22 protein-coding genes and 1 pseudogene are annotated in these 21,612 nt (G+C 61.9%); 13 read left to right on the top strand and 10 right to left on the bottom strand.

All coding sequences use genetic code 11. The features are described 5' to 3' along the window. Nucleotides 1-97 precede the first annotated feature (97 nt). The 6 genes and pseudogenes from rpe to trpC all read left to right on the top strand — a co-directional run bounded on the left by rpe (nucleotide 98) and on the right by trpC (nucleotide 5,636). A complete protein-coding gene (gene rpe / locus CDO35_RS16715) occupies nucleotides 98-772 on the top strand; it encodes a ribulose-phosphate 3-epimerase (RefSeq protein WP_012019851.1) in 675 nt (224 codons plus the stop codon). Then, a pseudogene (locus tag CDO35_RS16710) lies at nucleotides 769-1,589 on the top strand (phosphoglycolate phosphatase). Before rpe ends, CDO35_RS16710 begins: the two are co-directional and overlap by 4 nt. Before the next feature lie 67 nt (nucleotides 1,590-1,656). Next, entirely contained in the window at nucleotides 1,657-3,147 is a 1,491-nt protein-coding gene (gene trpE / locus CDO35_RS16705; protein WP_099525814.1) for an anthranilate synthase component I, read from the top strand. A 13-nt stretch (nucleotides 3,148-3,160) separates the two neighbouring features. Continuing rightward, nucleotides 3,161-3,757, top strand: coding sequence for an aminodeoxychorismate/anthranilate synthase component II (locus CDO35_RS16700; protein ID WP_099525813.1), 597 nt, complete (start codon nucleotides 3,161-3,163; stop codon nucleotides 3,755-3,757). Continuing rightward, the gene (gene trpD, locus CDO35_RS16695; RefSeq protein ID WP_099525812.1) at nucleotides 3,754-4,800 is read left to right on the top strand and encodes an anthranilate phosphoribosyltransferase; all 1,047 of its coding nucleotides are present in this window, start codon (nucleotides 3,754-3,756) and stop codon (nucleotides 4,798-4,800) included. Before CDO35_RS16700 ends, trpD begins: the two co-directional genes overlap by 4 nt. Then, the gene (gene trpC / locus CDO35_RS16690) at nucleotides 4,797-5,636 is read left to right on the top strand and encodes an indole-3-glycerol phosphate synthase TrpC (RefSeq protein WP_099525811.1); all 840 of its coding nucleotides are present in this window, start codon (nucleotides 4,797-4,799) and stop codon (nucleotides 5,634-5,636) included. The genes trpD and trpC overlap by 4 nt, the downstream gene beginning before the upstream one ends. Before the next feature lie 48 nt (nucleotides 5,637-5,684). Here the strand turns inward: trpC and crp are convergent, their stop codons facing one another. Then, nucleotides 5,685-6,329, bottom strand: a complete 645-nt coding sequence (gene crp / locus CDO35_RS16685; RefSeq protein WP_017675648.1) for a cAMP-activated global transcriptional regulator CRP — start codon at nucleotides 6,327-6,329, stop codon at nucleotides 5,685-5,687. Nucleotides 6,330-6,562: 233 nt separating this feature from the next. Between crp and CDO35_RS16680 the strand changes: the two genes are divergently transcribed. Next, on the top strand, nucleotides 6,563-6,985 hold the full coding sequence (locus tag CDO35_RS16680) for an OsmC family protein (RefSeq protein ID WP_017675647.1): 423 nt from the start codon (nucleotides 6,563-6,565) through the stop codon (nucleotides 6,983-6,985). Nucleotides 6,986-7,031: 46 nt separating this feature from the next. Here CDO35_RS16680 and coq7 read toward each other — a convergent pair whose 3' ends face one another. Further along, nucleotides 7,032-7,679, bottom strand: a complete 648-nt coding sequence (gene coq7, locus CDO35_RS16675; RefSeq protein WP_099525810.1) for a 2-polyprenyl-3-methyl-6-methoxy-1,4-benzoquinone monooxygenase — start codon at nucleotides 7,677-7,679, stop codon at nucleotides 7,032-7,034. Nucleotides 7,680-7,740: 61 nt separating this feature from the next. Beyond that, entirely contained in the window at nucleotides 7,741-8,568 is an 828-nt protein-coding gene (locus CDO35_RS16670; protein ID WP_099525809.1) for a formylglycine-generating enzyme family protein, read from the bottom strand. Between the two features lie 123 nt (nucleotides 8,569-8,691). On the opposite strand from CDO35_RS16670, the gene CDO35_RS16665 reads away from it, so the two are divergent. Next, a complete protein-coding gene (locus CDO35_RS16665) occupies nucleotides 8,692-10,173 on the top strand; it encodes an AAA family ATPase (RefSeq protein WP_099526050.1) in 1,482 nt (493 codons plus the stop codon). Nucleotides 10,174-10,181: 8 nt separating this feature from the next. Here the strand turns inward: CDO35_RS16665 and CDO35_RS16660 are convergent, their stop codons facing one another. The 5 genes from CDO35_RS16660 to hemJ form a co-directional block, all read right to left on the bottom strand. After that, nucleotides 10,182-10,970, bottom strand: coding sequence for an SDR family NAD(P)-dependent oxidoreductase (locus CDO35_RS16660; protein ID WP_099525808.1), 789 nt, complete (start codon nucleotides 10,968-10,970; stop codon nucleotides 10,182-10,184). Nucleotides 10,971-10,979: 9 nt separating this feature from the next. Beyond that, a complete protein-coding gene (locus CDO35_RS16655; RefSeq protein ID WP_099525807.1) occupies nucleotides 10,980-11,948 on the bottom strand; it encodes a DUF805 domain-containing protein in 969 nt (322 codons plus the stop codon). A gap of 126 nt (nucleotides 11,949-12,074) precedes the next feature. After that, on the bottom strand, nucleotides 12,075-13,337 hold the full coding sequence (locus CDO35_RS16650) for an alanine racemase (protein WP_099525806.1): 1,263 nt from the start codon (nucleotides 13,335-13,337) through the stop codon (nucleotides 12,075-12,077). Further along, nucleotides 13,334-14,296, bottom strand: a complete 963-nt coding sequence (locus CDO35_RS16645) for an NAD(P)H-dependent flavin oxidoreductase (protein WP_099525805.1) — start codon at nucleotides 14,294-14,296, stop codon at nucleotides 13,334-13,336. Before CDO35_RS16645 ends, CDO35_RS16650 begins: the two co-directional genes overlap by 4 nt. A 10-nt stretch (nucleotides 14,297-14,306) precedes the next feature. Further along, nucleotides 14,307-14,735: a protoporphyrinogen oxidase HemJ gene (hemJ, locus tag CDO35_RS16640; protein WP_017675639.1), complete on the bottom strand. Its 429-nt coding sequence runs from the start codon at nucleotides 14,733-14,735 to the stop codon at nucleotides 14,307-14,309. A 134-nt stretch (nucleotides 14,736-14,869) separates the two neighbouring features. On the opposite strand from hemJ, the gene argC reads away from it, so the two are divergent. The 4 genes from argC (at nucleotide 14,870) to erpA (ending at nucleotide 17,467) form a co-directional block, all read left to right on the top strand. Next, nucleotides 14,870-15,904, top strand: a complete 1,035-nt coding sequence (gene argC / locus CDO35_RS16635; RefSeq protein WP_099525804.1) for an N-acetyl-gamma-glutamyl-phosphate reductase — start codon at nucleotides 14,870-14,872, stop codon at nucleotides 15,902-15,904. Beyond that, complete coding sequence (locus CDO35_RS16630; protein WP_243699102.1) at nucleotides 15,901-16,644, top strand: DUF6776 family protein; 744 nt, start codon at nucleotides 15,901-15,903, stop codon at nucleotides 16,642-16,644. The genes argC and CDO35_RS16630 overlap by 4 nt, the downstream gene beginning before the upstream one ends. After that, complete coding sequence (locus CDO35_RS16625; RefSeq protein WP_099525803.1) at nucleotides 16,634-17,044, top strand: bactofilin family protein; 411 nt, start codon at nucleotides 16,634-16,636, stop codon at nucleotides 17,042-17,044. Before CDO35_RS16630 ends, CDO35_RS16625 begins: the two co-directional genes overlap by 11 nt. 72 nt (nucleotides 17,045-17,116) lie before the next feature. Then, nucleotides 17,117-17,467, top strand: coding sequence for an iron-sulfur cluster insertion protein ErpA (gene erpA / locus CDO35_RS16620; RefSeq protein WP_099525802.1), 351 nt, complete (start codon nucleotides 17,117-17,119; stop codon nucleotides 17,465-17,467). 50 nt (nucleotides 17,468-17,517) lie between these two features. Here the strand turns inward: erpA and CDO35_RS16615 are convergent, their stop codons facing one another. Then, nucleotides 17,518-18,609, bottom strand: a complete 1,092-nt coding sequence (locus tag CDO35_RS16615; protein ID WP_099525801.1) for an anhydro-N-acetylmuramic acid kinase — start codon at nucleotides 18,607-18,609, stop codon at nucleotides 17,518-17,520. Nucleotides 18,610-18,612: 3 nt separating this feature from the next. Further along, complete coding sequence (locus CDO35_RS16610) at nucleotides 18,613-20,040, bottom strand: peptidoglycan DD-metalloendopeptidase family protein (RefSeq protein WP_099525800.1); 1,428 nt, start codon at nucleotides 20,038-20,040, stop codon at nucleotides 18,613-18,615. Between the two features lie 209 nt (nucleotides 20,041-20,249). Between CDO35_RS16610 and tyrS the strand changes: the two genes are divergently transcribed. Continuing rightward, on the top strand, nucleotides 20,250-21,449 hold the full coding sequence (tyrS, locus tag CDO35_RS16605; RefSeq protein WP_099525799.1) for a tyrosine--tRNA ligase: 1,200 nt from the start codon (nucleotides 20,250-20,252) through the stop codon (nucleotides 21,447-21,449). The last annotated feature ends 163 nt before the right edge of the window (nucleotides 21,450-21,612 follow it).

Raw genomic sequence — 21,612 nt, 5'->3', positions numbered from 1 at the left:
GCATGTCGCACCCTACGCGAAGCTGGCTCCGGTCGATTGAAGGCTCTACAGCCGCTACAATGCGCGCCACCGTGACCCAAGCCCTTAGAGGTGCGCCATGCAACCCTTCGCCATCGCCCCGTCGATCCTTTCCGCCGACTTCGCCCGCCTGGGTGAGGAAGTGGACAACGTACTCGCCGCCGGGGCGGACATCGTCCACTTCGATGTCATGGACAACCACTACGTGCCCAACCTGACCATCGGCCCGATGGTCTGCGCGGCGCTGCGCAAGTACGGTATCACCGCGCCCATCGATGCACACCTTATGGTCAAGCCGGTGGATCGCATCATTGGCGACTTCATCGAGGCCGGCGCCTCGTACATTACCTTTCACCCGGAAGCCTCCGAGCACATCGACCGTTCGCTGCAGCTGATCAAGGCGGGCGGCGCCAAGGCCGGCCTGGTGTTCAACCCGGCCACCCCGCTGGACGTGCTCAAGTACGTGATGGACAAGGTCGACATGATCCTGCTGATGAGCGTCAACCCCGGCTTCGGCGGGCAGAAGTTCATCCCCGGTACCCTCGACAAGCTGCGTGAAGCCCGTGCGCTGATCGACGCCAGCGGTCGTGAGATCCGCCTGGAAATCGACGGTGGCGTCAACGTGCAGAACATCCGCGAAATCGCCGAGGCGGGCGCGGACACCTTCGTTGCCGGCTCGGCGATCTTCAACCAGCCGGACTACAAGGCGGTAATTGACGCCATGCGCGCCGAACTGGCCCAGGTGCGTGGATGAAACCGCTGCGCGCGCTGTGCGGCGGCGAGCTGCCGCGCCTGGTGATGTTCGACCTGGATGGCACGTTGATCGACTCGGTGCCTGACCTGGCCGAAGCCGTCGACCGCATGCTGGTCGAAATGGGGCGTGCACCTGCTGGCGTTGAAAAGGTCCGTGACTGGGTCGGCAATGGCGCACGGGTGTTGGTGCGCCGTGCCCTGGCCGGTGGTCTGGATCACGCCGCCGTGGGTGAAGCCGAGACGGAAGAGGCGCTGGCGCGCTTTCTCGATATCTACGCCGACTGCCACAACCTGACCGCGCTCTATCCCGGTGTGCACGAGCTGCTCGAGGCGCTCAGCACTGCAGCTGTGGAGCTGGCGGTGGTGACCAACAAGCCGGAGCGTTTCGTCGCGCCGTTGCTGGAGCAGGTGGGTCTCGGCGGTTATTTCCGCTGGATCATCGGCGGCGATACCCTGCCACAGCAGAAGCCGGACCCTGCGGCGCTGCTGCAGGTGATGCATCTGGCTGGGGCCGAGGCGGCGCAGTCGCTGTTCATCGGTGACTCGCGCAACGACGTGCTGGCCGCACGCGCTGCGGGCGTACCGTGCATCGCAGTGAGCTACGGCTATAACCATGGCCGGCCGATTGCCGAAGAAAAACCGGGGCTGGTAGTCGATAGTCTCGCCGAACTGCTCTGATAGTTGCTTAGCCCGAGCGGCTGCGCTACCGTGGCCGCTCTCCTTATTCCCCCGCCTGTCGAGATCGCACCGTGGTGGTTAGCTGCAAACGCTGGATGAAAGTGATCAAGGCCCTGGCCCGTTGGCGCTGGCGCGCCTGATTTCGTCCTGCCGCCGCTGCGCGGCCCGTTTGCACCCGACCGTTTACCCCGAGCCATGAGGCTGATCATGACCCATGAAGAATTCCTGCGTTTAGCCGCTGAAGGCTACAACCGCATTCCGCTTGCCTGCGAAACCATCGCCGACTTCGATACGCCGCTGTCGATCTACCTGAAACTGGCCGATGCGCCCAACTCCTACCTGCTGGAGTCCGTGCAGGGCGGCGAGAAATGGGGTCGTTACTCGATCATCGGCCTGCCGGCGCGCACCGTGCTGCGCGTGCACGGTCATGACGTGGTGATCACCACCGACGGTGTCGAAATCGAGCGCCACGAATGTGCCGACCCGCTGGCCTTCGTCGAGCAGTTCAAGGCGCGTTACAAGGTGCCGACCATTGCTGGTTTGCCGCGCTTCAATGGCGGCCTGGTCGGCTACTTCGCCTACGACAGCGTGCGTTACGTCGAGCCCAAACTGGCCGCCGGGGTGAACCCCGACGCGCTGGGCACGCCGGACATCCTGCTCAACGTCTCCGATGCCGTGGTGGTGTTCGATAACCTGGCCGGCAAGATGCACGCCATCGTGCTGGCCAATCCGGCTGAGAGCGATGCCTTCGAGCGTGGTCAGCAGCAGCTGCAGGACATCCTGCACAAGCTGCGTCAGCCGTTCACACCGCGTCTGGGTGTGGATCTGAACAAGCCGGCAGGCGCGGAGCCGGCGTTCCGCTCCAGCTTCAGCCGCGAGGATTACGAACGCTCGGTCAGCGCCATCAAGGATTACATCCTCGCTGGCGACTGTATGCAGGTGGTGATTTCCCAGCGCATGTCGATTCCGTTCAAGGCCGCGCCCATCGACCTGTACCGTGCGCTGCGCTGCATCAACCCGACGCCGTACATGTACTTCTTCAACTTCGGCGACTTCCACGTCGTCGGCTCGTCGCCGGAAGTGCTGGTGCGCGTCGAAGACAACCTGGTCACCGTGCGGCCAATCGCCGGCACCCGCCCGCGCGGCGCCACCGAGGAACAGGATCTGGCGCTGGAAGAAGACCTGCTGGCCGATGCCAAGGAAATCGCCGAGCACCTGATGCTCATTGATCTGGGCCGCAACGACACTGGCCGCGTCTCGGAAATCGGCTCGGTGAAACTGACCGAGAAGATGGTCATCGAGCGCTACTCCAACGTCATGCACATCGTTTCCAACGTCACCGGCGAGCTGAAAAAAGGCCTGACTTCAATGGATGCCCTGCGCGCTATTCTGCCGGCCGGCACTTTGTCTGGTGCGCCGAAGATCCGCGCGATGGAAATCATCGACGAGCTGGAGCCGGTCAAGCGCGGCGTCTATGGCGGCGCGGTCGGTTACTACGCCTGGAACGGCAACATGGACACCGCCATCGCCATCCGCACCGCGGTGATCAAGGACGGCGAACTGCACGTGCAGGCCGGCGCCGGCATCGTCGCCGACTCGGTGCCCGCGCTGGAGTGGGAAGAAACCCTGAACAAGCGCCGCGCCATGTTCCGCGCCGTCGCGCTCGCCGAACAGACTGCCGTCCAGGCCCAGGAATAAGAGGAGCCGTACCATGCTTTTGATGATCGACAACTACGACTCCTTCACCTACAACGTCGTGCAATATCTGGGTGAGCTGGGCGCCGATGTTCACGTGATTCGCAACGACGAACTGACCATCGGCGAAATCGAAGCGCTCAAGCCCGAGCGCATCGTCGTCTCGCCCGGCCCGTGCACGCCGACCGAAGCGGGGGTATCCATCGAGTCCATCCTGCATTTCGCTGGCAAGCTGCCGATCCTCGGCGTCTGCCTCGGTCACCAGAGCATCGGCCAGGCCTACGGCGGCGATGTGGTGCGCGCGCGCCAGGTGATGCATGGCAAGACCAGCCCGGTGTTCCACGAAGACAAGGGCGTATTCGCCGGCCTCAACAACCCGCTCACCGTGACCCGCTATCATTCTCTGGTGGTCAAGCGCGAAACCCTGCCGGATTGCCTGGAAATCACTGCCTGGACCCAGCATGAAGACGGCTCGGTCGACGAGATCATGGGCCTGCGCCACAAGACTTTGAATATCGAAGGCGTGCAGTTCCACCCCGAATCCATTCTCACCGAGCAGGGCCACGAACTGTTCGCCAACTTCCTCAAGCAGACCGGAGGCGTGCGCGCATGAATATCAAGGAAGCCCTCAACCGCATCGTCGCCCAGCTGGATCTGACCACCGAGGAAATGCAGGCGGTGATGCGCGAGATCATGACCGGTCAGTGCACCGATGCGCAGATCGGCGCCTTTCTCATGGGCATGCGCATGAAGAGCGAGACCATCGACGAGATCGTCGGTGCCGCCAGCGTCATGCGTGAGCTGGCCTCGCCAGTGGAAATCGACGCCGAGCGCCTGGTCGACACCTGCGGCACCGGTGGCGACGGCATGAACATCTTCAACGTCTCCACCGCGGCGGCCTTCGTCGTCGCGGCGGCGGGCGGCAAGGTGGCCAAGCACGGCAACCGTGCGGTGTCCGGCAAGAGCGGCAGCGCCGATCTGCTGGAGGCGGCTGGCGTCTACCTGGGGTTGAAGCCCGAGCAGGTGGCGCGCTGCGTCGAAAGTGTCGGGGTCGGCTTCATGTTCGCCCCGTCGCATCACGGCGCGATGAAGCATGCCATTGGCCCGCGTCGCGAGCTGGGCCTGCGCACCATTTTCAACATGCTCGGCCCGATGACCAACCCGGCGGGCGCCAAGCATCAGGTCATCGGTGTGTTCAGCCAGGCGCTGTGCCGGCCGATGGCCGAAGTGCTGCAGCGTCTGGGCAGCGAGCACGTGCTGGTGGTGCACGCGCAGGACGGTCTGGACGAAATCAGCCTGGCCGCGCCGACCTTCGTCGCCGAGCTGAAGAATGGCGTGGTCAGCGAGTACCGTATCCAGCCCGAAGATTTCGGCATCAAGAGCCAGAGCCTGATCGGGCTGACCGTCGACAATGCCGAACAGTCGCTGGAACTGATTCGCGACGCCCTCGGCCGGCGCAAGACAGATAATGGCCAGAAGGCTGCCGACATGATCGTGCTCAATGCTGGCGCTGCACTCTACGCGGCTGACCATGCCAGCAGCCTGCGTGAAGGCATGCAACTGGCGCACGACGCCCTGCACACCGGCTTGGCGCGCGAGAAACTGGAGGAGCTGGTGTCCTTTACCGCGGTATTCAAACAGGAGAACGAAGGGTGAGCGTACCAACCGTACTGGAGAAGATCGTCGCCCGTAAGTTCGAGGAAGTGGCCGCGCGCCGTGCCCAGGTCAGCCTGGCCGAGGTCGAGGCTGCTGCACGCGGTGCCGACGCTCCGCGAGGCTTCGCCCGCGCGCTGCTGGAGCAGGCGGCGCGCAAGCAGCCGGCGGTGATCGCCGAGATCAAGAAGGCTTCGCCGAGCAAGGGTGTGCTGCGCGCCGACTTCGTCCCGGCAGATATCGCCCGCAGCTACGAGGCAGGTGGCGCCACCTGCCTGTCGGTGCTGACCGATATCGATTTCTTTCAGGGCGCCGACCAGTACCTGCAACAGGCCCGCGCGGCCTGTGCGCTGCCGGTGATCCGCAAGGATTTCATGGTCGATCCGTACCAGATCGTCGAAGCTCGCGCACTGGGCGCCGACTGCGTGCTGCTGATCGTGTCCTGCCTGGATGACGTGCGCATGGCCGAGCTGGCCTCTGTTGCCAAGGATGTCGGCCTCGACGTGCTGGTCGAGGTGCATGACGGCGCCGAACTGGAGCGGGTGCTGAATACGTTGGACACACCACTGGTGGGGATCAACAACCGCAACCTGCATACCTTCGATGTCAGCCTGGAAACCACCCTCGACCTGCTGCCACGCATTCCGCGTGACCGCCTGGTGGTCACCGAGAGTGGCATTCTCAATCGCGCCGATGTTGAGCTGATGGAGATCAACGAGGTCTACGCCTTCCTCGTCGGCGAAGCCTTCATGCGCGCGGAAAGTCCCGGCAGTGAATTGCAGCGCCTGTTCTTTCCCGAGCGCGGACGGCCAGCCGTGATCGGCACCGATCCCGAATAGCACGCATGAAAAAGCCGGCGATCAAGCCGGCTTTTTATTGGGCTGGTTTCAGCGGGTGCCGAAGACCACCATGGTCTTGCCTTTGACGTGCACCAGTCCCTGTTCCTCAAGCGACTTGAGTACACGGCCGACCATCTCGCGTGAGCAGCCGACGATGCGACCGATTTCCTGGCGGGTGATCTTGATCTGCATGCCATCCGGATGGGTCATGGCGTCTGGCTGCTTGCACAGGTCGAGCAGAGTGCGCGCGACGCGACCGGTTACATCGAGGAAGGCCAGGTCGCCGACCTTGCGCGTGGTATTGCGCAGGCGCTCGGCCATCTGGCTACCGAGGGCGAACAGGATTTCAGGGTCTTGCTGAGTCAGTTCGCGGAACTTGGCGTAGCTGATTTCCGCTACTTCGCATTCGGTCTTGGCGCGCACCCAGGCGCTGCGTTCTTTCTCTGAACCATCCTTCTCGAACAGCCCCATCTCGCCGAAAAAATCGCCAGAGTTGAGATAGGCGATGATCATTTCACGCCCGTCGTCATCCTCGATGAGGATGGTGACCGAGCCCTTGACGATGAAAAACAGGGTTTCGCAGCGATCACCTGCATAGATGATGGTGCTTTTGGCTGTGTAACGACGGCGATGACAATGTGCAAGAAGCTTGTCGAGGTTCTTGATTTTAGGTGTAAGGGTAATAGCAACCATGCCCGAGTCCCGAATATGAAAAATGAAGGCCTTTGTCCAACGGCAATTTCTTATTTGTTATCCAGCAAGTGTGCCAGCAATCCGACGTCAGCTTAACAGACACGCTATGAGTGGGGTCTTTTTTGCGACCTGGGTAACATAACCCGGCGGAACTTTAGCGTAATTGACGCACATCGGACTGCCGCCCGGCTGTGCTAATCTGCCGGACTTTTCCACTCTGGGAGCCAAGAACGATGAAAGCGCGTGTGCAATGGGCCGGTGAAGCTCTGTTCCTCGGCGAGTCCGGTAGTGGCCATGCCGTGGTGATGGACGGCCCGCCCGATGCCGGTGGGCGTAACCTTGGTGTTCGGCCAATGGAGATGCTGTTGATTGGCCTCGGTGGCTGCAGCAACTTCGATGTGGTCAGCATTCTGCGCAAGGGCCGCCAGCCGGTCGAAAGCTGCGAAGTGTTCCTCGATGCCGAGCGTGCAGGCGAGGAGCCCAAGGTATTCACCAAGATCCACCTGCACTTCGTGGTCAAGGGCCGTGGGTTGAAAGAGGCTCAGGTGAAGCGGGCGGTGGAACTGTCGGCGGAGAAGTACTGCTCGGCCTCGATCATGCTGGGCCGTGCCGGTGTGGACATCAGTCACGACTACGAAATCGTTGAGCTGGGCTGAGGTCCGCTGGAAATGACGAGGGCGCCGATTGGCGCCCTCGTTCGTTTCAGATGCGGTAGGTGCTCTTGGTCATGACCTTCGACAGCAAGGTCATGCCGAACTTGACTGGTGCCGGGAAACGCACGCCGCCGGCTGCCATGGCACTGTTGGCATGTTGCTGTTCGTCGACGCGCATCTGCTCGAGAATCGCGCGCGACTTGGTGTCGTGCTCGGGTAGTTGTTCCAGATGCTCATCCAGGTGTTTGCACACCTGATCTTCAGTGGCGGCGACGAAGCCCAGGCTGACGCGATCACTGACCAGGCCGGCGACGGCGCCCACACCGAAGGACAGGCCATAGAACAGCGGGTTCAGCACGCTCGGGTGGCTACCCAGTTCGCGGATGCGCTGCTCGCACCAGGCCAGGTGGTCGATTTCCTCGTCGGCCGCATGCTCCATGGCACTGCGTACTTCCGGCAGCTTGGCGGTCAGCGCCTGACCCTGATAGAGCGCCTGGGCGCAGACCTCGCCGGTGTGGTTGATGCGCATCAGGCCGGCTACGTGGCGCGACTCCTCGCTGCTCAGCTCGCTATCGTTCTGCACGATGGCGGGCGAGGGGCGGCCCGAGGCACCGCTGAATGGCAGCAGCGTGCGCAGCGCAGCATCGGCTTGCAGCAGCAGGCGGTCGACGGGGGAATACTGGCGTTCGCTAGCCATGAGGCACCTCCAGAAGAAACAACCTGACTAGTTTACTGCAAAGTCGCCAGATCGTCCGCGCTCAGGGCAGCTCGCGCAGCACGCGAAACCCCAGCGCATAGTCGCGGTGATGCGGTTGCTTGAGGTCGCGCATGCTGCTGCGCAGATAGACCGGACCGCTGTTCCAGGCGCCGCCTCGCACCACGCGCGGGCTGTTGTCGAGCAAGCTGGCACTCTGCGTTTCGCTACCATCGAAGCGCTGGGTGAAGTTCGAGGCCGTCCATTCCCAGACATTGCCCGCGGTGTCATGCAAGCCGAAGCCGTTGGCCGGGAACTGGCCGACAGCTGCCGTCTTGTTGCGTAACAGGCGCGAGCTGGCGCAGCCGCGGCAGTGAGCGCGTGGCGCCTGCTCGCTACTGTCGAGCTGGTCGCCCCACCAGTAGTAGCTCTGGCTGCCGCCACGTGCCGCATACTCCCACTCGGCTTCGGTCGGCAGGCGATAGCGCGCGCCTGTCTCGCGTGACAACCACTGGGTGTAGGCGTGAGCGTCGCGCCAGGACACATGAATCACCGGGCGCTGCGCCGAAAGGCCCCAGCCCTCGTTGTCAGGCATGGGCAATTCGTTGGCGTCGGCGTACTTCTGCCAGTCGGCGAAGGTGACCTCGTAGCGGCCGATGGCGAACGGTTGATCGAACGCAATCGCCCGTGGCGGGCGCTCGTTGTCATTGCCGCGACCGCTGGCATCGCCCATACGAAACTCTCCAGCCGGAATCACCACCATCTCGGGGCCTAGGGCACCGCCGGGCAACGGGTCGCTGATGGTTTCGATGGCGACGGCCGGCAGGTTGACCAGCAGGCCGGCTGCGATGGCCATGGATACTGTGACGTGACGCGCGTTCAGCACTTGCACGGCGTGATGCCTCCGGCGACGATCTGCGTGTTCAGGCGGCCCATGCTGTAAGTTCTCGATTCTGTGAAACCGCGGATGGTAACCCTGCGTGCCTGGCTGGCCAAATCTCACAAGGAGTCGGTGTTGAAGAACGATATTCATGATCTTGGGCTGGTGCTGGACTCCAAGGTCAAGCTGGTGGTGATCGAGTCCTGGGACGAGCTGCGCGTGCTGGAAACCCTGACCGGTTTGGCGATCAAGCGCGGTCTCGGTCTGCATACCTGGTCAGTGACCGAGGGCCTGCAGCGCCTGGGCTTCGGTGGCGCGTCGGTGGACGAGTCTCCGACCCTTGAGCCGGAAGCGGCGCTGCGCATGATCAAGGCCGATCTGCAGCCGAATCTCTACGTGATGTGTGATCTGCATCCCTTCCTTGATGACAACCCCAGGTTGGTGCGCTTGCTCAAGGAAATCGCCATGAGCGAGGCAGCGCACAAGCCGACGCTGGTGCTGGTGTCGCATGCGCTCAAGCTGCCTGCTGAAGTGCAGCGTTTCGCCGCCCGTTTTAGTCTCGCGCTGCCGTCGGAAGACGAACTGCTGGGCATCGTGCGTGATGAAGCGACGCGTTGGAGCGAAGGCAATCGCGGCGCCCGCGTGCGCACCGACAACCGTACATTGCAGCAGGTAGTGAAGAACCTGCGTGGCCTCAGCCATGCCGAGGCACGCGCGCTGGCGCGCAACGTGATCTGCGACGACGGCGCGATCACTCAGGAAGACATCCCCGAACTGAACAAGACCAAGTTCCAGTTGCTGGATCTGGAGGGCGTGCTCAGCTTCGAATACGACACCGCACGCTTCGCCGAAGTCGGCGGGTTGGTCAATCTCAAGCGCTGGCTGGCTGAGCGCCAGGCTGGCTTTCTCGAAGGCAAGCTCCTCGATGCGCCGAAAGGCGTGATGCTGGTCGGGGTACAGGGCGGCGGCAAGAGCCTGGCGGCCAAGGCAGTGGCCGGACTCTGGGGCTTGCCGCTACTGCGTCTGGATTTCGCCTGCCTGTACAACAAGTTCTTCGGCGAGACCGAGCGCAACCTGCGCGAGGCGCTGCGTCTGGCCGAACAGATGGCACCCTGCGTGCTGTGGATGGACGAGGTGGAAAAAGGGCTTGCCAGTGGCGACCACGATGGCGGTGTGAGCCAGCGGGTACTCGGCACCCTGCTGACCTGGATGGCCGAGCGTAAGGCGCCAGTGTTCGTGGTGGCCACGGCCAATGCCATTGACCGTCTGCCGCCCGAGCTGGTACGCAAGGGGCGCTTCGACGAACTGTTCTTCGTCGACCTTCCCAGTGCCGAGGTGCGGGCTGACATCTTCCGTATCCACCTGCAGCGCCGTGAACTGGAGCCAGGCAGTTTCGATCTCGCACAACTGGCTGCTGCCAGCGAGGGCTACTCCGGCGCCGAGATCGAGCAGGCGGTGGTCAGCGCGCTCTACGCAGGTCAGGCGCAGCAGCAGGCGGTCGATCAGGGGTTGCTGCTACGCGCACTACAAAGCACGGCGCCGCTGTCGGTGGTAATGGCCGAGCGATTGATGGCGCTGCGGGAGTGGGCCGATGGGCGGACGGTCAATGCCGGCTGAACAGCCGATCAGGCGCTGGTGAAGGGGCGGGTCAGACGACCACTGAGCTTGCGCACCAGCCAGCGCGGTCCGAGACGTGGACTCAGGGCCAGCAGGCGGTTGCGCCAGCCAGGGATGATGATGGCGCGGTTCTTTTCCAGTGCGCGAACCGTGATCAGCGCGACCTCCTCGGCGCTCATCGTCAGCTTGCTGCCGGCGATCCGCGCGACGTCCATCTGCGCCGCGCGGAAGAAGGCGCTGTGGGTCGGGCCAGGGCAGAGTACTGATACACGCACGCCGCGGGCTCTCAGCTCCTCGCGCAAACCCTCGGAAAAGTTCAGTACATAGGCCTTGCTGGCGTAGTAGCTGCTCATCCAGGGGCCGGGCTGAAAGGCAGCGACCGAGGCGACGTTGAGAATCTGCCCGCTGCCGTGCTCGGCCATGCGCTGACCGAGTGCGTGACACAGGCGGGTCAATGCCAGCACGTTGACTTCCAGTTGCTCCAGCTCGCGACTCCAGTCCTGCTCCAGGAACGAGCCAGCGCAGCCAAGGCCGGCGTTGTTCACCAGCAGGTCGACGTGCCATTGGCCCTCTTCCAGCTCCAGCAACAGACCGGACAGTTGCAGCGGCTCGCTCAGGTCGCAGAGTCGAAACAGCACCTCTACCCCGAAGCGCTGGGCCAGCTCGCAGGCGATGCTTTCCAGCGCATCACGCCGGCGCGCCACCAGGATGAGGTTGCGCCCCCGGCGTGCCAGGGCTTCGGCCAAGGCCAGGCCAATGCCGCTGGACGCGCCGGTGATCAATGCATAGCTGCGCATGGTCGGGAATTACTGCTCCTGATACTCGGCGGCGCGCTCGACATAGCCCTGATACTGGGGAATGGCGATGGCAGCGACGATGCCGCTGATGGGGATGAGCAGGAACAACCAGGCCAGTACCTTGACTGCGGTGCTGTTGGGGGGCGGTGGCGGGCCGTAGCGGTTGACGCCTTGAGTGCCCGGGATGATCAGCATCAGCAGGGCGAACACGCTGCCGACTACCGGGATCAGGTGCACCAGCAGCAACCAGCCGGACCAACCGATATCATGCAGACGCTGCACGCCGATGAAGATACCGATCACCACCGCGGCAATACTGACGATGCCCAGCGCCAGCATGGCCAGGGTCGAGGACATCGCTGCAATGCCGGTACCGATCAACATGATCGGGATGAAGCACAATGTCATCGCCATCAGCCAGCCGAGGTAACGCACGCGGCCGATCCGGCCGCTGACGCCGAGGACCTTGAGCTCGGAGTACTGCGGCAATTGTTCGGCGACATTCGCCTGTGGCGGCGCATAGGGCGATGCAGTCGCTGTGGCAGGCGCTGTGGCTGTGGCTGGAGCAGCTTCGGCCAGTTGAGCCTGACGCGCGAGGTATTTCTCGATGATGATGCCGCAGGCGGAGCACTCGCTCGCCTTGGCCTGCTGATGACCACATTTGGGACAGGTCATGTGCGGTGTGGCCGCGTCCGCAGCCTGCTCGGTTTCAGCCTCGGTCGGCACCAAGCTCAGGCTCGCAGCCTGATCCAGCTCCCTGCGCACCTTGGCCCCCGCCTTCTGCAGGGCGCTGAGGTACTGCTCTGCTTCGCTTTCGCTCAGATCACGCTTGAGCGCCACCGGCGTTCCGCTGAACAGACTGTCGATACGAGCAAGGTCGCTCTTGAACAGGCGGGCCAGGTTTGTCTTGACCAGTTCCAACGACGCCTCGGGCATCAGTTGGCCGTCGAACACGATCTTGTAACGCGGTGGGTTCATGCGAGCTTCCTTGTCGGCGGGAAGGGTGGGGGGAGCAAAGTGCCCGGTCAATGCGGGCGAGGCATAAGCCTAGAGTGCCGCGAGGCCAATATACAAGCGGCCTGAAGCGCCATGGGCAGGCATTTTTCAGGCATTGCCTATTGTGCTCCAGCGGCCGACCAGTTGGCCGCGGCGTAGTAGACGTATTTCGCTGAAATCACCCAACACGCCTTCGCTGATCGCTGGGCGCAGAAATACCCAGTCGTTGCTCGTCAGTTGTGTACCGTTACCACCGATCAGGCGCTCTTGATTGGCGCTACGGCCATACAGGTCGTCGTAGTCGAGCCCCGCAGGTGAAACAGGCTGCGCCGGCCAGCGACCGCCATAGAGGTAGTACGCATGCTCTCGGTTGGGGTTCCAGGCACTGATCAAAGGTTGCAGCGGTTGCAGATAGGGCAGGGCGCCGTCGACCGCCTTGAGCACGGGGCTGGCGATCCACAGGGCGGGCTGATGCTCCTTGAGCAGTGGCGTGTCGAACTCCGCGGGCTTGAGCAGGGCTGAGCCGACAGCGACTTCATTGAGCGAAGTCTCCTGCTGGCTGTGCAGCAGGTAGGTCAGGCTGCCGGCACCGTTGAGCAGTGGCTTTGTTGGCCAAAGATCGCTGAACCCCTGAGCGCTGCTGATCAATAGTCGATAGCGCTCATCGGTCTCGCTGAATGCGCGTAACTGATTCTGCCAGGGCGGGCTGTGTGCGACATGCGCGTCATATCCCATCAGCCCCTGCAGACGCAGTGCCGGCAGTTGACGAAGTTGCAGCAGCGCCTGAGCCAGCGCCTGCGGGGTGGCGAAACCGCCGCGCTCCAGGCCGACGTCGATTTCCAGCGCAATGCGCAGCGGTCGCCCCAGCGCCTTGGCCAATTCACCGTATTGCATCAGGCGCTGCTGGCTGTCGATCAGCCAGGTCACCTGGCGGTCGGGATCGAAATCCAGATGGTGCGCAAGCTGGCGATAGAAATTCAGCGCAGCGGCAACCGGCATGGGTTTGCCAAGCAGCAGGTCGGCCTGGGGAAAGCTCCTGGCCAGGCGATTCAGTTGCGGCTGATGAAAGACCATGAAGCGCTGGGTCTGCAGGCGCTTGGCCAGGTATTCCAGCAGGCCGGTGCTGGACAGCGACTTGGCGACCAGGCGCAGCTGGAGGCGGTCGCCCAGTCTTGCGGCCAGCAGGTCGGCGTTGGCGTCTAGGCGATCAAGGTCGAGCAGCAGGGTCGGGATTCCCTCGCTATCGCGCTGCAACTGCCGGTTGAGCTCGGCGAAGTAGGCGTCATGCTCACGACCGTGATCAGTTGGACGCAGCGCCCAACCGCCGAGTAGGCCTAGCGCGCTCAGACCGAGCAGGTGGCGGCGTTTCATCGCGGCCAGTATTGCCCCAACTGCTGACTGAGCGAGAGTGCGGCGCGATATTCGCGGTCGAGACGCGCTATCAGCTCCTCCACCGATGGCAGGTCGTCAATGCCACCGACCCCCTGGCCGGCCGACCAGACGGTCTTCCAGGCCTTGGCTTCTTCATCCATCGGCTTGAGCTTCTCGCCGTAGTTGATATCGGCCTTGTTCTGCAGCTGCTTCAAGTCGTAGCCGGCCTGTTCCAGGCTCTGGCGCATGAAGCTTGCCGGTACACCGGACACAGCCGGCGTATGGATGATATCGGCGGCCCGGGCGCCGAGAATCATGTGCTTGTAGTCTTCGGAGGCATTGTTTTGCTGGGTGGCGATAAAGCGGGTGCCCATATAGGCCAGGTCGGCGCCGAGCAGTTGTGCAGCGAGGATCTCGTGGCCGTGGTTGAGGCAGCCTGACAGCAGCACGGTCTTGTCGAAGAACTGACGAATCTCGGCCAGCAGGGCGAAGGGGCTCCAGGTGCCGGCGTGGCCGCCCGCGCCAGCTGCCACGGCGATCAGGCCGTCCACGCCAGCCTCTGCAGCTTTTTCGGCATGGCGGCGGGTGGTCACGTCATGGAACACCAGGCCGCCGTAGCTGTGCACGGCATCGACCACTTCCTTCACCGCGCCCAGGCTGGTGATGACGATCGGCACGCGGCGTTCGACGCAGATGGCCAGATCCGCCTGTAGGCGTGGGTTGCTGTCATGCACGATCAAGTTGACGGCGTAGGGTGCAGCATTGCTCGCCAGGCTGGCTTCGATCTCGTCGAGCCAGGCGGCGAAACCGGCGCTCTCGCGCTGGTTCAGCGCCGGAAAGCTGCCGACAATACCGCTGTTGCAGCAGGCGCTGACCAGCGCCGGGTTGGACACCAGAAACATCGGTGCAGCTACCAAAGGCAGGCGCAGGCGTTCTTCGAGCAGGGCAGGCAGAGACATGGCGAGTTCCTTAGAAGGGGCGGACAACGACCAGGATGACGATGCCCAGCAGTGCCAGTACCGGGGCTTCATTGAACCAACGATAGAACACGTGACTGCGGCTGTTCTCGCCGCGAGCAAAGCGCTTGAGCTGAGCTCCGCACAGGTGGTGATAGATCACCAACGCCACTACCAGCGTAAGCTTGGCGTGCATCCAGCCTTGCGTGAAGTAGTACGCCGAGTTGAGGCTGAGTAACCAGATGCCCAGTCCCAGCGTGGCGATCATCGAGGGAATCATGATGCCGCGATACAGCTTGCGCTCCATGATGCAGAATCGTTCGTGGCTGGCGGCGTCGCTGCTCATGGCGTGATAGACGAACAGACGCGGTAGATAGAACAGGCCGGCGAACCAGCAGACCATGGCGATGATGTGCAGAGCCTTGAGCCAGAGATAGAGCATTTTCGCTTCCCGCGCTGAAAAATAGCCTCGATAGTAGAGGCAGCTGACGCCCTGCGTCACCTCCGTGGTTGGAGCTTGGCCGATGCGGCTTTATCATCGGCAGCTTTCCAATGGCTTTTGCAAAGGGGCATGTGATGATCAAGGTCGGTATCGTCGGCGGCACGGGCTACACCGGTGTCGAACTGCTGCGTCTGCTGGCGCAACACCCGCAGGCAGAGGTGGCCGTGATCACTTCCCGTTCCGAGGCCGGCCTGCGCGTTGATGAGATGTACCCCAACCTGCGCGGTCACTACCCGAATCTGGCTTTCAGCGTGCCGGACGTTGCCACGTTGGGCGCCTGTGACGTGGTGTTCTTCGCCACCCCCCACGGCGTGGCTCACGCGCTGGCGGGTGAACTGCTGGCCGCAGGCACGCGAGTGATCGATCTGTCCGCCGATTTTCGTTTGCAGGACGCCGAGGAGTGGGCCAAGTGGTATGGCCAGCCTCATGGCGCGCCCGAGCTGCTGAGTGAGGCGGTATACGGTCTGCCCGAGGTCAACCGCGAGGCGATCAAGACCGCGCGCCTGATCGCCGTACCCGGCTGCTACCCGACTGCTACTCAGCTCGGCCTGATTCCGCTGCTGGAAGCCGGCTTGGCCGATGTCGGCAGCCTGATCGCCGACTGCAAGAGCGGCGTCAGCGGTGCGGGCCGCGGAGCCAGCGTTGGTTCGTTGTTCTGTGAGGCTGGCGAAAGCATGAAGGCCTACTCGGTGAAGGGCCATCGTCACCTCCCGGAAATTCGTCAGGGACTGCGCCAGGCAGCAGGCAGCGACGTTGGTCTGACCTTCGTTCCACACCTGACGCCGATGATTCGCGGCATTCACTCGACCCTTTATGCACGCGTGGCCGATACCTCGGTCGATCTTCAGGCGCTGTTCGAGAAGCGTTACGCCGGCGAGCCGTTCGTCGATGTCATGCCGGCGGGCAGCCACCCGGAAACCCGTAGCGTGCGCGGAGGCAATGTTTGCCGCATCGCCGTGCACCGTCCGCAAGGCGGCGATCTGGTGGTGGTGCTTTCGGTGATCGACAACCTGGTCAAGGGCGCATCCGGTCAGGCGGTGCAGAACATGAACATTCTTTTCGGTCTCGACGAGCGCCTCGGCCTGTCGCACGCGGCCCTATTGCCGTGATACCGGGCTGGGAGGTCCGCCTCAGCGATCCGCGCCGTGAGCGCAGGCGTCGCTGGCTGCAACTGCTGCTGGTGCTCGCTGTGCCAGCGGCCTTTGCCCTGGGTTGGTACTGGTCGCAAGTGCAGCCTCCGCAGACGGCCGAGGAGCCTCATGCGTTGTTGACTCGCGTTGCCGAACAGGAGCAGGAGCTGGAACTGTTGCGCCAGCGCCTGGCTGTGGTCGGCAGTAGCGACAAAGTCACTCAGCAAGCCATGGAGCAGAATCGTCGCACCATCAAGTTGCTGGAGGAGCAGATCTTCAAGCAACAGCAGGACCTGGCCTTCTACAAAGGTGTGCTGGCACCTGCCAGCCGTCGTGAAGGCATTCGCATTCGGGCCTTTGAGTTGCAAGCCACGGACGTGCCGCTACGATTCCGCTACAAATTGCTGATGAGCCGAGTCGGCGCCAGTGATGAGGCATTGCAGGGGCGTTTGCGCATTACGATCGAAGGGCAGCAGAACGGTAAGCCGGCTGCACTGGAGCTGTCGGCGCTGTCTGATGAGGTCAGCGAGAGCAGCATTGCGTTCTCTTTCAAGCACTTCCAGTCCTTTCCCGAGGCGGGTCGTTTTGGCGAACTACAACTACCTGAGGGCTTCGAGCCGCGTCAGGTCAAGGTTCAGGCGGAGGTCGAGGGTGACAAACCGCTGAGCCGTACATTCGAATGGATAAAATCAGGAGCGATAGCCACTCATGTGGAGTAAAGACAAGACCAAACCCGACTTGCAGCGTTTCAGCGGTAAGACCAGCCTGATTGCCGCTGGCGCTGAGCTGGTGGGCGACATGCGCTTTCAGGGCGCGGTGCAAGTGGATGGTCGGGTCACAGGTAATCTGCTGGCTACCGAAGGTCTGGTGCGCGTGAGCGCGGGCGGCCTGGTTGAAGGTGAGATACGTGCACCCCATATAGTGATCGATGGCGAGGTGAATGGTGATGTGTTCGCCAGCGGCCATCTGGAACTAGGCTCGCGCTCCCGGGTTCGCGGTAACCTGCATTACGGCCTGATGGAGATGGCCATGGGGGCGCAGATCGAAGGGCGCCTCTGTCACCTCAAGGATGGTGAGCGGCCACTCGAGCTTCCGGCGACGCTGGAAATCGAGCAATAGTTGACCAATTTCGTCGGGCAAGCGGATAATGCACGCCCAAAGCAGTATGGCGCATAGCGCCGGGAGTCCAGAATGAGCGTCGAAACCTTCACCCCTGCCCCCTTGCACTTCACCCAGGGCGCGGCCGGCAAGGTGAAGAACCTGGTCGATGAAGAGGGCAATCCGCGCCTGAAGTTGCGCGTGTTCGTCACGGGCGGCGGCTGCTCAGGCTTTCAGTACGGTTTCACTTTCGATGAGGAAGTAGCCGAGGATGACACCATCGTCGAGCGTGAAGGTGTAAGCCTGGTGGTCGATGCCATGAGCTTCCAGTATCTGGCGGGCTCCGAGGTGGACTATCAGGAGGGGCTGGAAGGTTCGCGCTTCGTGATCAAGAACCCCAACGCCACCACCACCTGTGGTTGCGGGTCGTCCTTCTCGATCTGAATGCTTCGCCTGATGACAGACGCCGCGCTCTATGCGCGGCGTTTTCGTTTTCAGGCGGGGTAGATGGCGCCGAGCACGCGCAGGCCTCTGGCTCCGGTCACGCTCGGGCGATTGCCAGCAATGCCTTCAAGGGCGCAATGCGCCAGCCAGGCGAAGGCCATGGCTTCGACCCAGTCCGGGTCAACACCTGCAGCTGCGGTGCTGCTGACTTCGGTTCCAGGCAGCATCTCGCTCAGGCGCTTCATCAGACAAGCGTTGTGAGCGCCGCCGCCACACACCAGCAGGACATCGGTGTGAGCTTGCGCGTTGCGCAAGGCGCTGACGATGCTGTGTGCGGTGAGTTCTACCAGGGTCGCCTGTACATCTTCGTTGGCCAGGCGCGGTGATCCATGCAAATGGGCAAGCAGCCAGTCGAGGTTGAATAGCTCGCGGCCGGTACTCTTCGGCCCCTGGGTGGCGAAGAAGGGATCGCTCAATAGGCGCGACAGTAGCTCGGCGTCTGCCTTGCCGCTGGATGCCCAGGCGCCGTCACGGTCATAGGTCAGGCCCTGGCAATACTGAATCCAGGCATCGAGTAGAACGTTACCAGGGCCGCTGTCGAATCCCAGAACCTCCTGGCCGGGTGAAAGCAGGCTGAGGTTGCTGAAGCCGCCGACATTGAGCACGGCGACATGACGTTGACTGTTGCCGAACAGGTCGTGGTGAAAAGCAGGGACCAAGGGAGCCCCTTGTCCGCCTGCTGCCACATCGCGGCGACGAAAATCGCCGACCACGCAAATCCCGGTGAGCTCGGCCAGCAGTGCCGGGTTGCCGATCTGTATGGTGAAGCCGCGGGCAGGCTCATGGCGCACGGTCTGGCCATGGCTGCCGATGGCGCGAATCTGTTGCGCGGTCAGGTTCTGTTGCTGCAGGAGTTCGTTGATGGCGGCAGCGGCCAATTCGACCCAGCGCTGTTCTGCGATAGCTGCGCGCGCCAGCTCATCATCGCCCGAGGTGCACAGCGCCAGCAGGTCGCTACGCAGTTGTTCTGGCATGGGGCGGTAGAGCGTTGCGAGGAGTTTGGGGCGCTGATCCTGATCGATCAGCGCGATGTCCAGCCCGTCCAGGCTGGTGCCGGACATCACACCAATATAGAGGGGCACGGCTTACTGCTGGTTAGCGGCTAGCATGGTGGTCTTTTCCTGGTCCATGCGCGCCATCAGCGGCTTGCTCAGTTGCATGAAGCGTTGCTTCTCGCTCGCTGCAATCGGGTCGGCCATCGGCAGCTTCTGGCTGAGTGGATCTACGTGTACGCCGTTGACCTGGAATTCATAGTGCAGGTGAGGGCCGGTGGAGAGCCCGGTGGTGCCGATGTAACCGATGATCTGGCCTTGCTTGACGTTCGAACCGTTGCGAACACCTTTGGCAAAACCCTGCATGTGTGCGTAAAGAGTGCGGTAGCGCTGGCCGTGCTGGATGATCACGGTGTTGCCGTAGCCGCCGTTGCGACCTGCCAGTGTTACGCGACCGTCACCGGCAGCCTTGATCGGCGTGCCACGTGGCGCGGCATAGTCGACACCCTTGTGCGCGCGAATCTTGTTCAGGATCGGGTGCTTTCGCCCAGTGGAGAAGCGCGAGCTGATGCGAGCGAAGTCCACCGGCGTACGGATGAACGCCTTGCGCATGCTCTCGCCATCGGCGTTGTAGTAGCTGGTGATGCCTTGCTTGCTGGTATAGCGCACGGCGGTGTAAGTCTTGCCGCGGTTGGTGAAGCGCGCCGAGAGAATATTGCCGGTGCCAACACGTTTGCCGTTGACCACCTTCTCTTCGTAGATCACTTCGAACTCGTCCCCTTCGCGAATATCCATGGCGAAGTCGATGTCGTAACCAAATACGTTGGCCAGGTCCATGGTCAGGCTATGCGACAGGCCTGCACGTTTGGCGGAGAGGAACAGCGAACTGTTGATCACGCCACGGCTGTAAGCGGTGACCACCTCAGGCTTGACCTGATCGCGCTGGAAATCGAAGCCTTTATCGGTGCGGCTCAGGCGAATGGTTTCCAGGTCGCTGAGTTTGCTCTGCAGGCTTTTCAGCTTGCCGTCTTCGTTAAGTTCGAAGTCCAGCACCTGGCCCACTTTAAGGCGGCTGAATTGTTTGGCCTCTTTATTACTGTTCAGGGCCTCATGCAGATCGTTGGCGCTCAGACCGACCTTGGCGAACACGGTAGAAAGCGTATCGCCATTACTGACCGTGATGTTGTGGTGGTTGGGATCGGAGGGAGGAGAGGAGTCAGCTGTTTCTAGGAGGTCTTCGTCAGCATCTTGTGCGCTGTTTTCGGCGGTGTCGGTGCCTTGCTCGATCTCGGCGAATGGCGAGGCGGCGCCTGGTACTGGTAGTCCCGCTCGGAGGTCATCCTTTTCCTGCAGCACCATCTCGGCATCGTTGCCCAGATCCAGGTCTATGAAGGTTTTCTGTGCCTCGACTTCACGCGAAGGAAAAACCAGGAGGGCAAGGCTGAGCAGCGCGGCCACGCCGCTCGCTGCAAGAATATGGGTCTTTGGATAGAGTGGCGGCGCTTTAGATGTAGAGGTCATAGGGCTGCTTTTGAAGTGAAAAGATGAAGATTAAAAGAAGAGCATGATGAATATGCACTAACTGTATAAAATATAACCAAAACCGCCGGGAGGCAACCCTGCAGATGATGATCGGCGCATGGTCTGCCTTACGCTGAGCAAAACTTGTGATTTGTCGGCGTTCTTGTATGGTTGGTTCCCTTTTGAACAAGGTCATTGTGAGTCATTTTATGAAGTCGGTTGAAGAGCAGCTGGCGCTGATCAAGCGCGGTGCGGAAGAGGTTCTGGTTGAGGCTGAGCTGGTCGAAAAGCTCAAGCGTGGTCAGCCGCTGCGGATCAAGGCGGGTTTCGACCCTACTGCTCCAGATCTGCATCTCGGCCATACCGTCCTTATTAATAAGCTGCGTCAGTTCCAGGAGTTCGGCCACCAGGTGATCTTCCTGATTGGGGATTTCACCGGAATGATCGGCGACCCTAGCGGTAAGAGCACTACTCGTCCGCCGTTGACCCGTGAGCAGGTTCTGGATAATGCCGAGACCTATAAGCAGCAGGTCTTCAAGATTCTCGACCCGGCCAAGACCGAGGTGGCCTTCAACTCCACTTGGATGGATCAGATGGGGCCTGCTGATTTCATTCGTCTGACGTCGCAGTACACCGTGGCGCGCATGCTGGAGCGTGATGACTTCGACAAGCGCTATAGCAGCAACCAGCCGATCGCTATTCACGAGTTTCTCTATCCGCTGGTGCAGGGCTATGACTCCGTAGCGCTGAAGGCCGATGTCGAACTGGGCGGCACCGATCAGAAGTTCAATCTGCTGATGGGGCGCGAGTTGCAGAGAGCCTATGGGCAAGCGTCGCAGTGCATCGTCACCATGCCGTTGCTGGAAGGTCTCGATGGCGTGAAGAAGATGTCCAAGTCTCTGGGCAACTACGTGGGCATCCAGGAAGCGCCGGGTGTGATGTACAACAAACTCGTGTCCATGCCTGATGCGCTGATGTGGCGATACTTCGAGCTGCTCAGCTTCCGCTCCATGGAGGAGATCGAGCAGTTCAAGCGTGATGTCGAGCAGGGCGCGAACCCGCGTGATATCAAGATCAAGCTGGCCGAAGAACTTGTGGCGCGCTTTCATGGTGAAGAGGCTGCGGCCAATGCTCACCGTTCCGCTGGCAACCGTATGAAGGATGGCGAGCTGCCGGAAGATCTGCCCGAGGTCGAACTGGTATCGGCTGAAGATATGCCGATCTCGTCCGTCCTTAATAAGGCAGGCCTGGTGAAAAATGCTGCGGTTGCCCGCGACCTGTTGGGCTCGGGGGGCGTCCGCGTCGATGGTGAAGTGGTTGATCGCACCTTCCTGTTCAAGCTGGGTTCTGCTCATGTCTGTCAGGCCGGCAAGAAGGCCTTTGCTCGTATCACCCTCAAGGCTGAGTAATAAAACTGCAAAATAAGCTTGACGCGCATTCTGCTGGATGTAGAATGCGCGCCACTTCAGCGATGAAGCGCTTCAAAAACTTCTTGTTAATCAATAAGTTAAGTTGAATGAAGGGCTTGCAAAACTGGATCTGGCGTGTAGAATGCGCGCCGGTCGACAGGGT

The sequence above is a fragment of the Pseudomonas sediminis genome, assembly GCF_002741105.1.
Taxonomy (GTDB): Bacteria; Pseudomonadota; Gammaproteobacteria; order Pseudomonadales; family Pseudomonadaceae; genus Aquipseudomonas; species Aquipseudomonas sediminis.
This window is presented reverse-complemented; position numbering and strand designations above follow the sequence as displayed.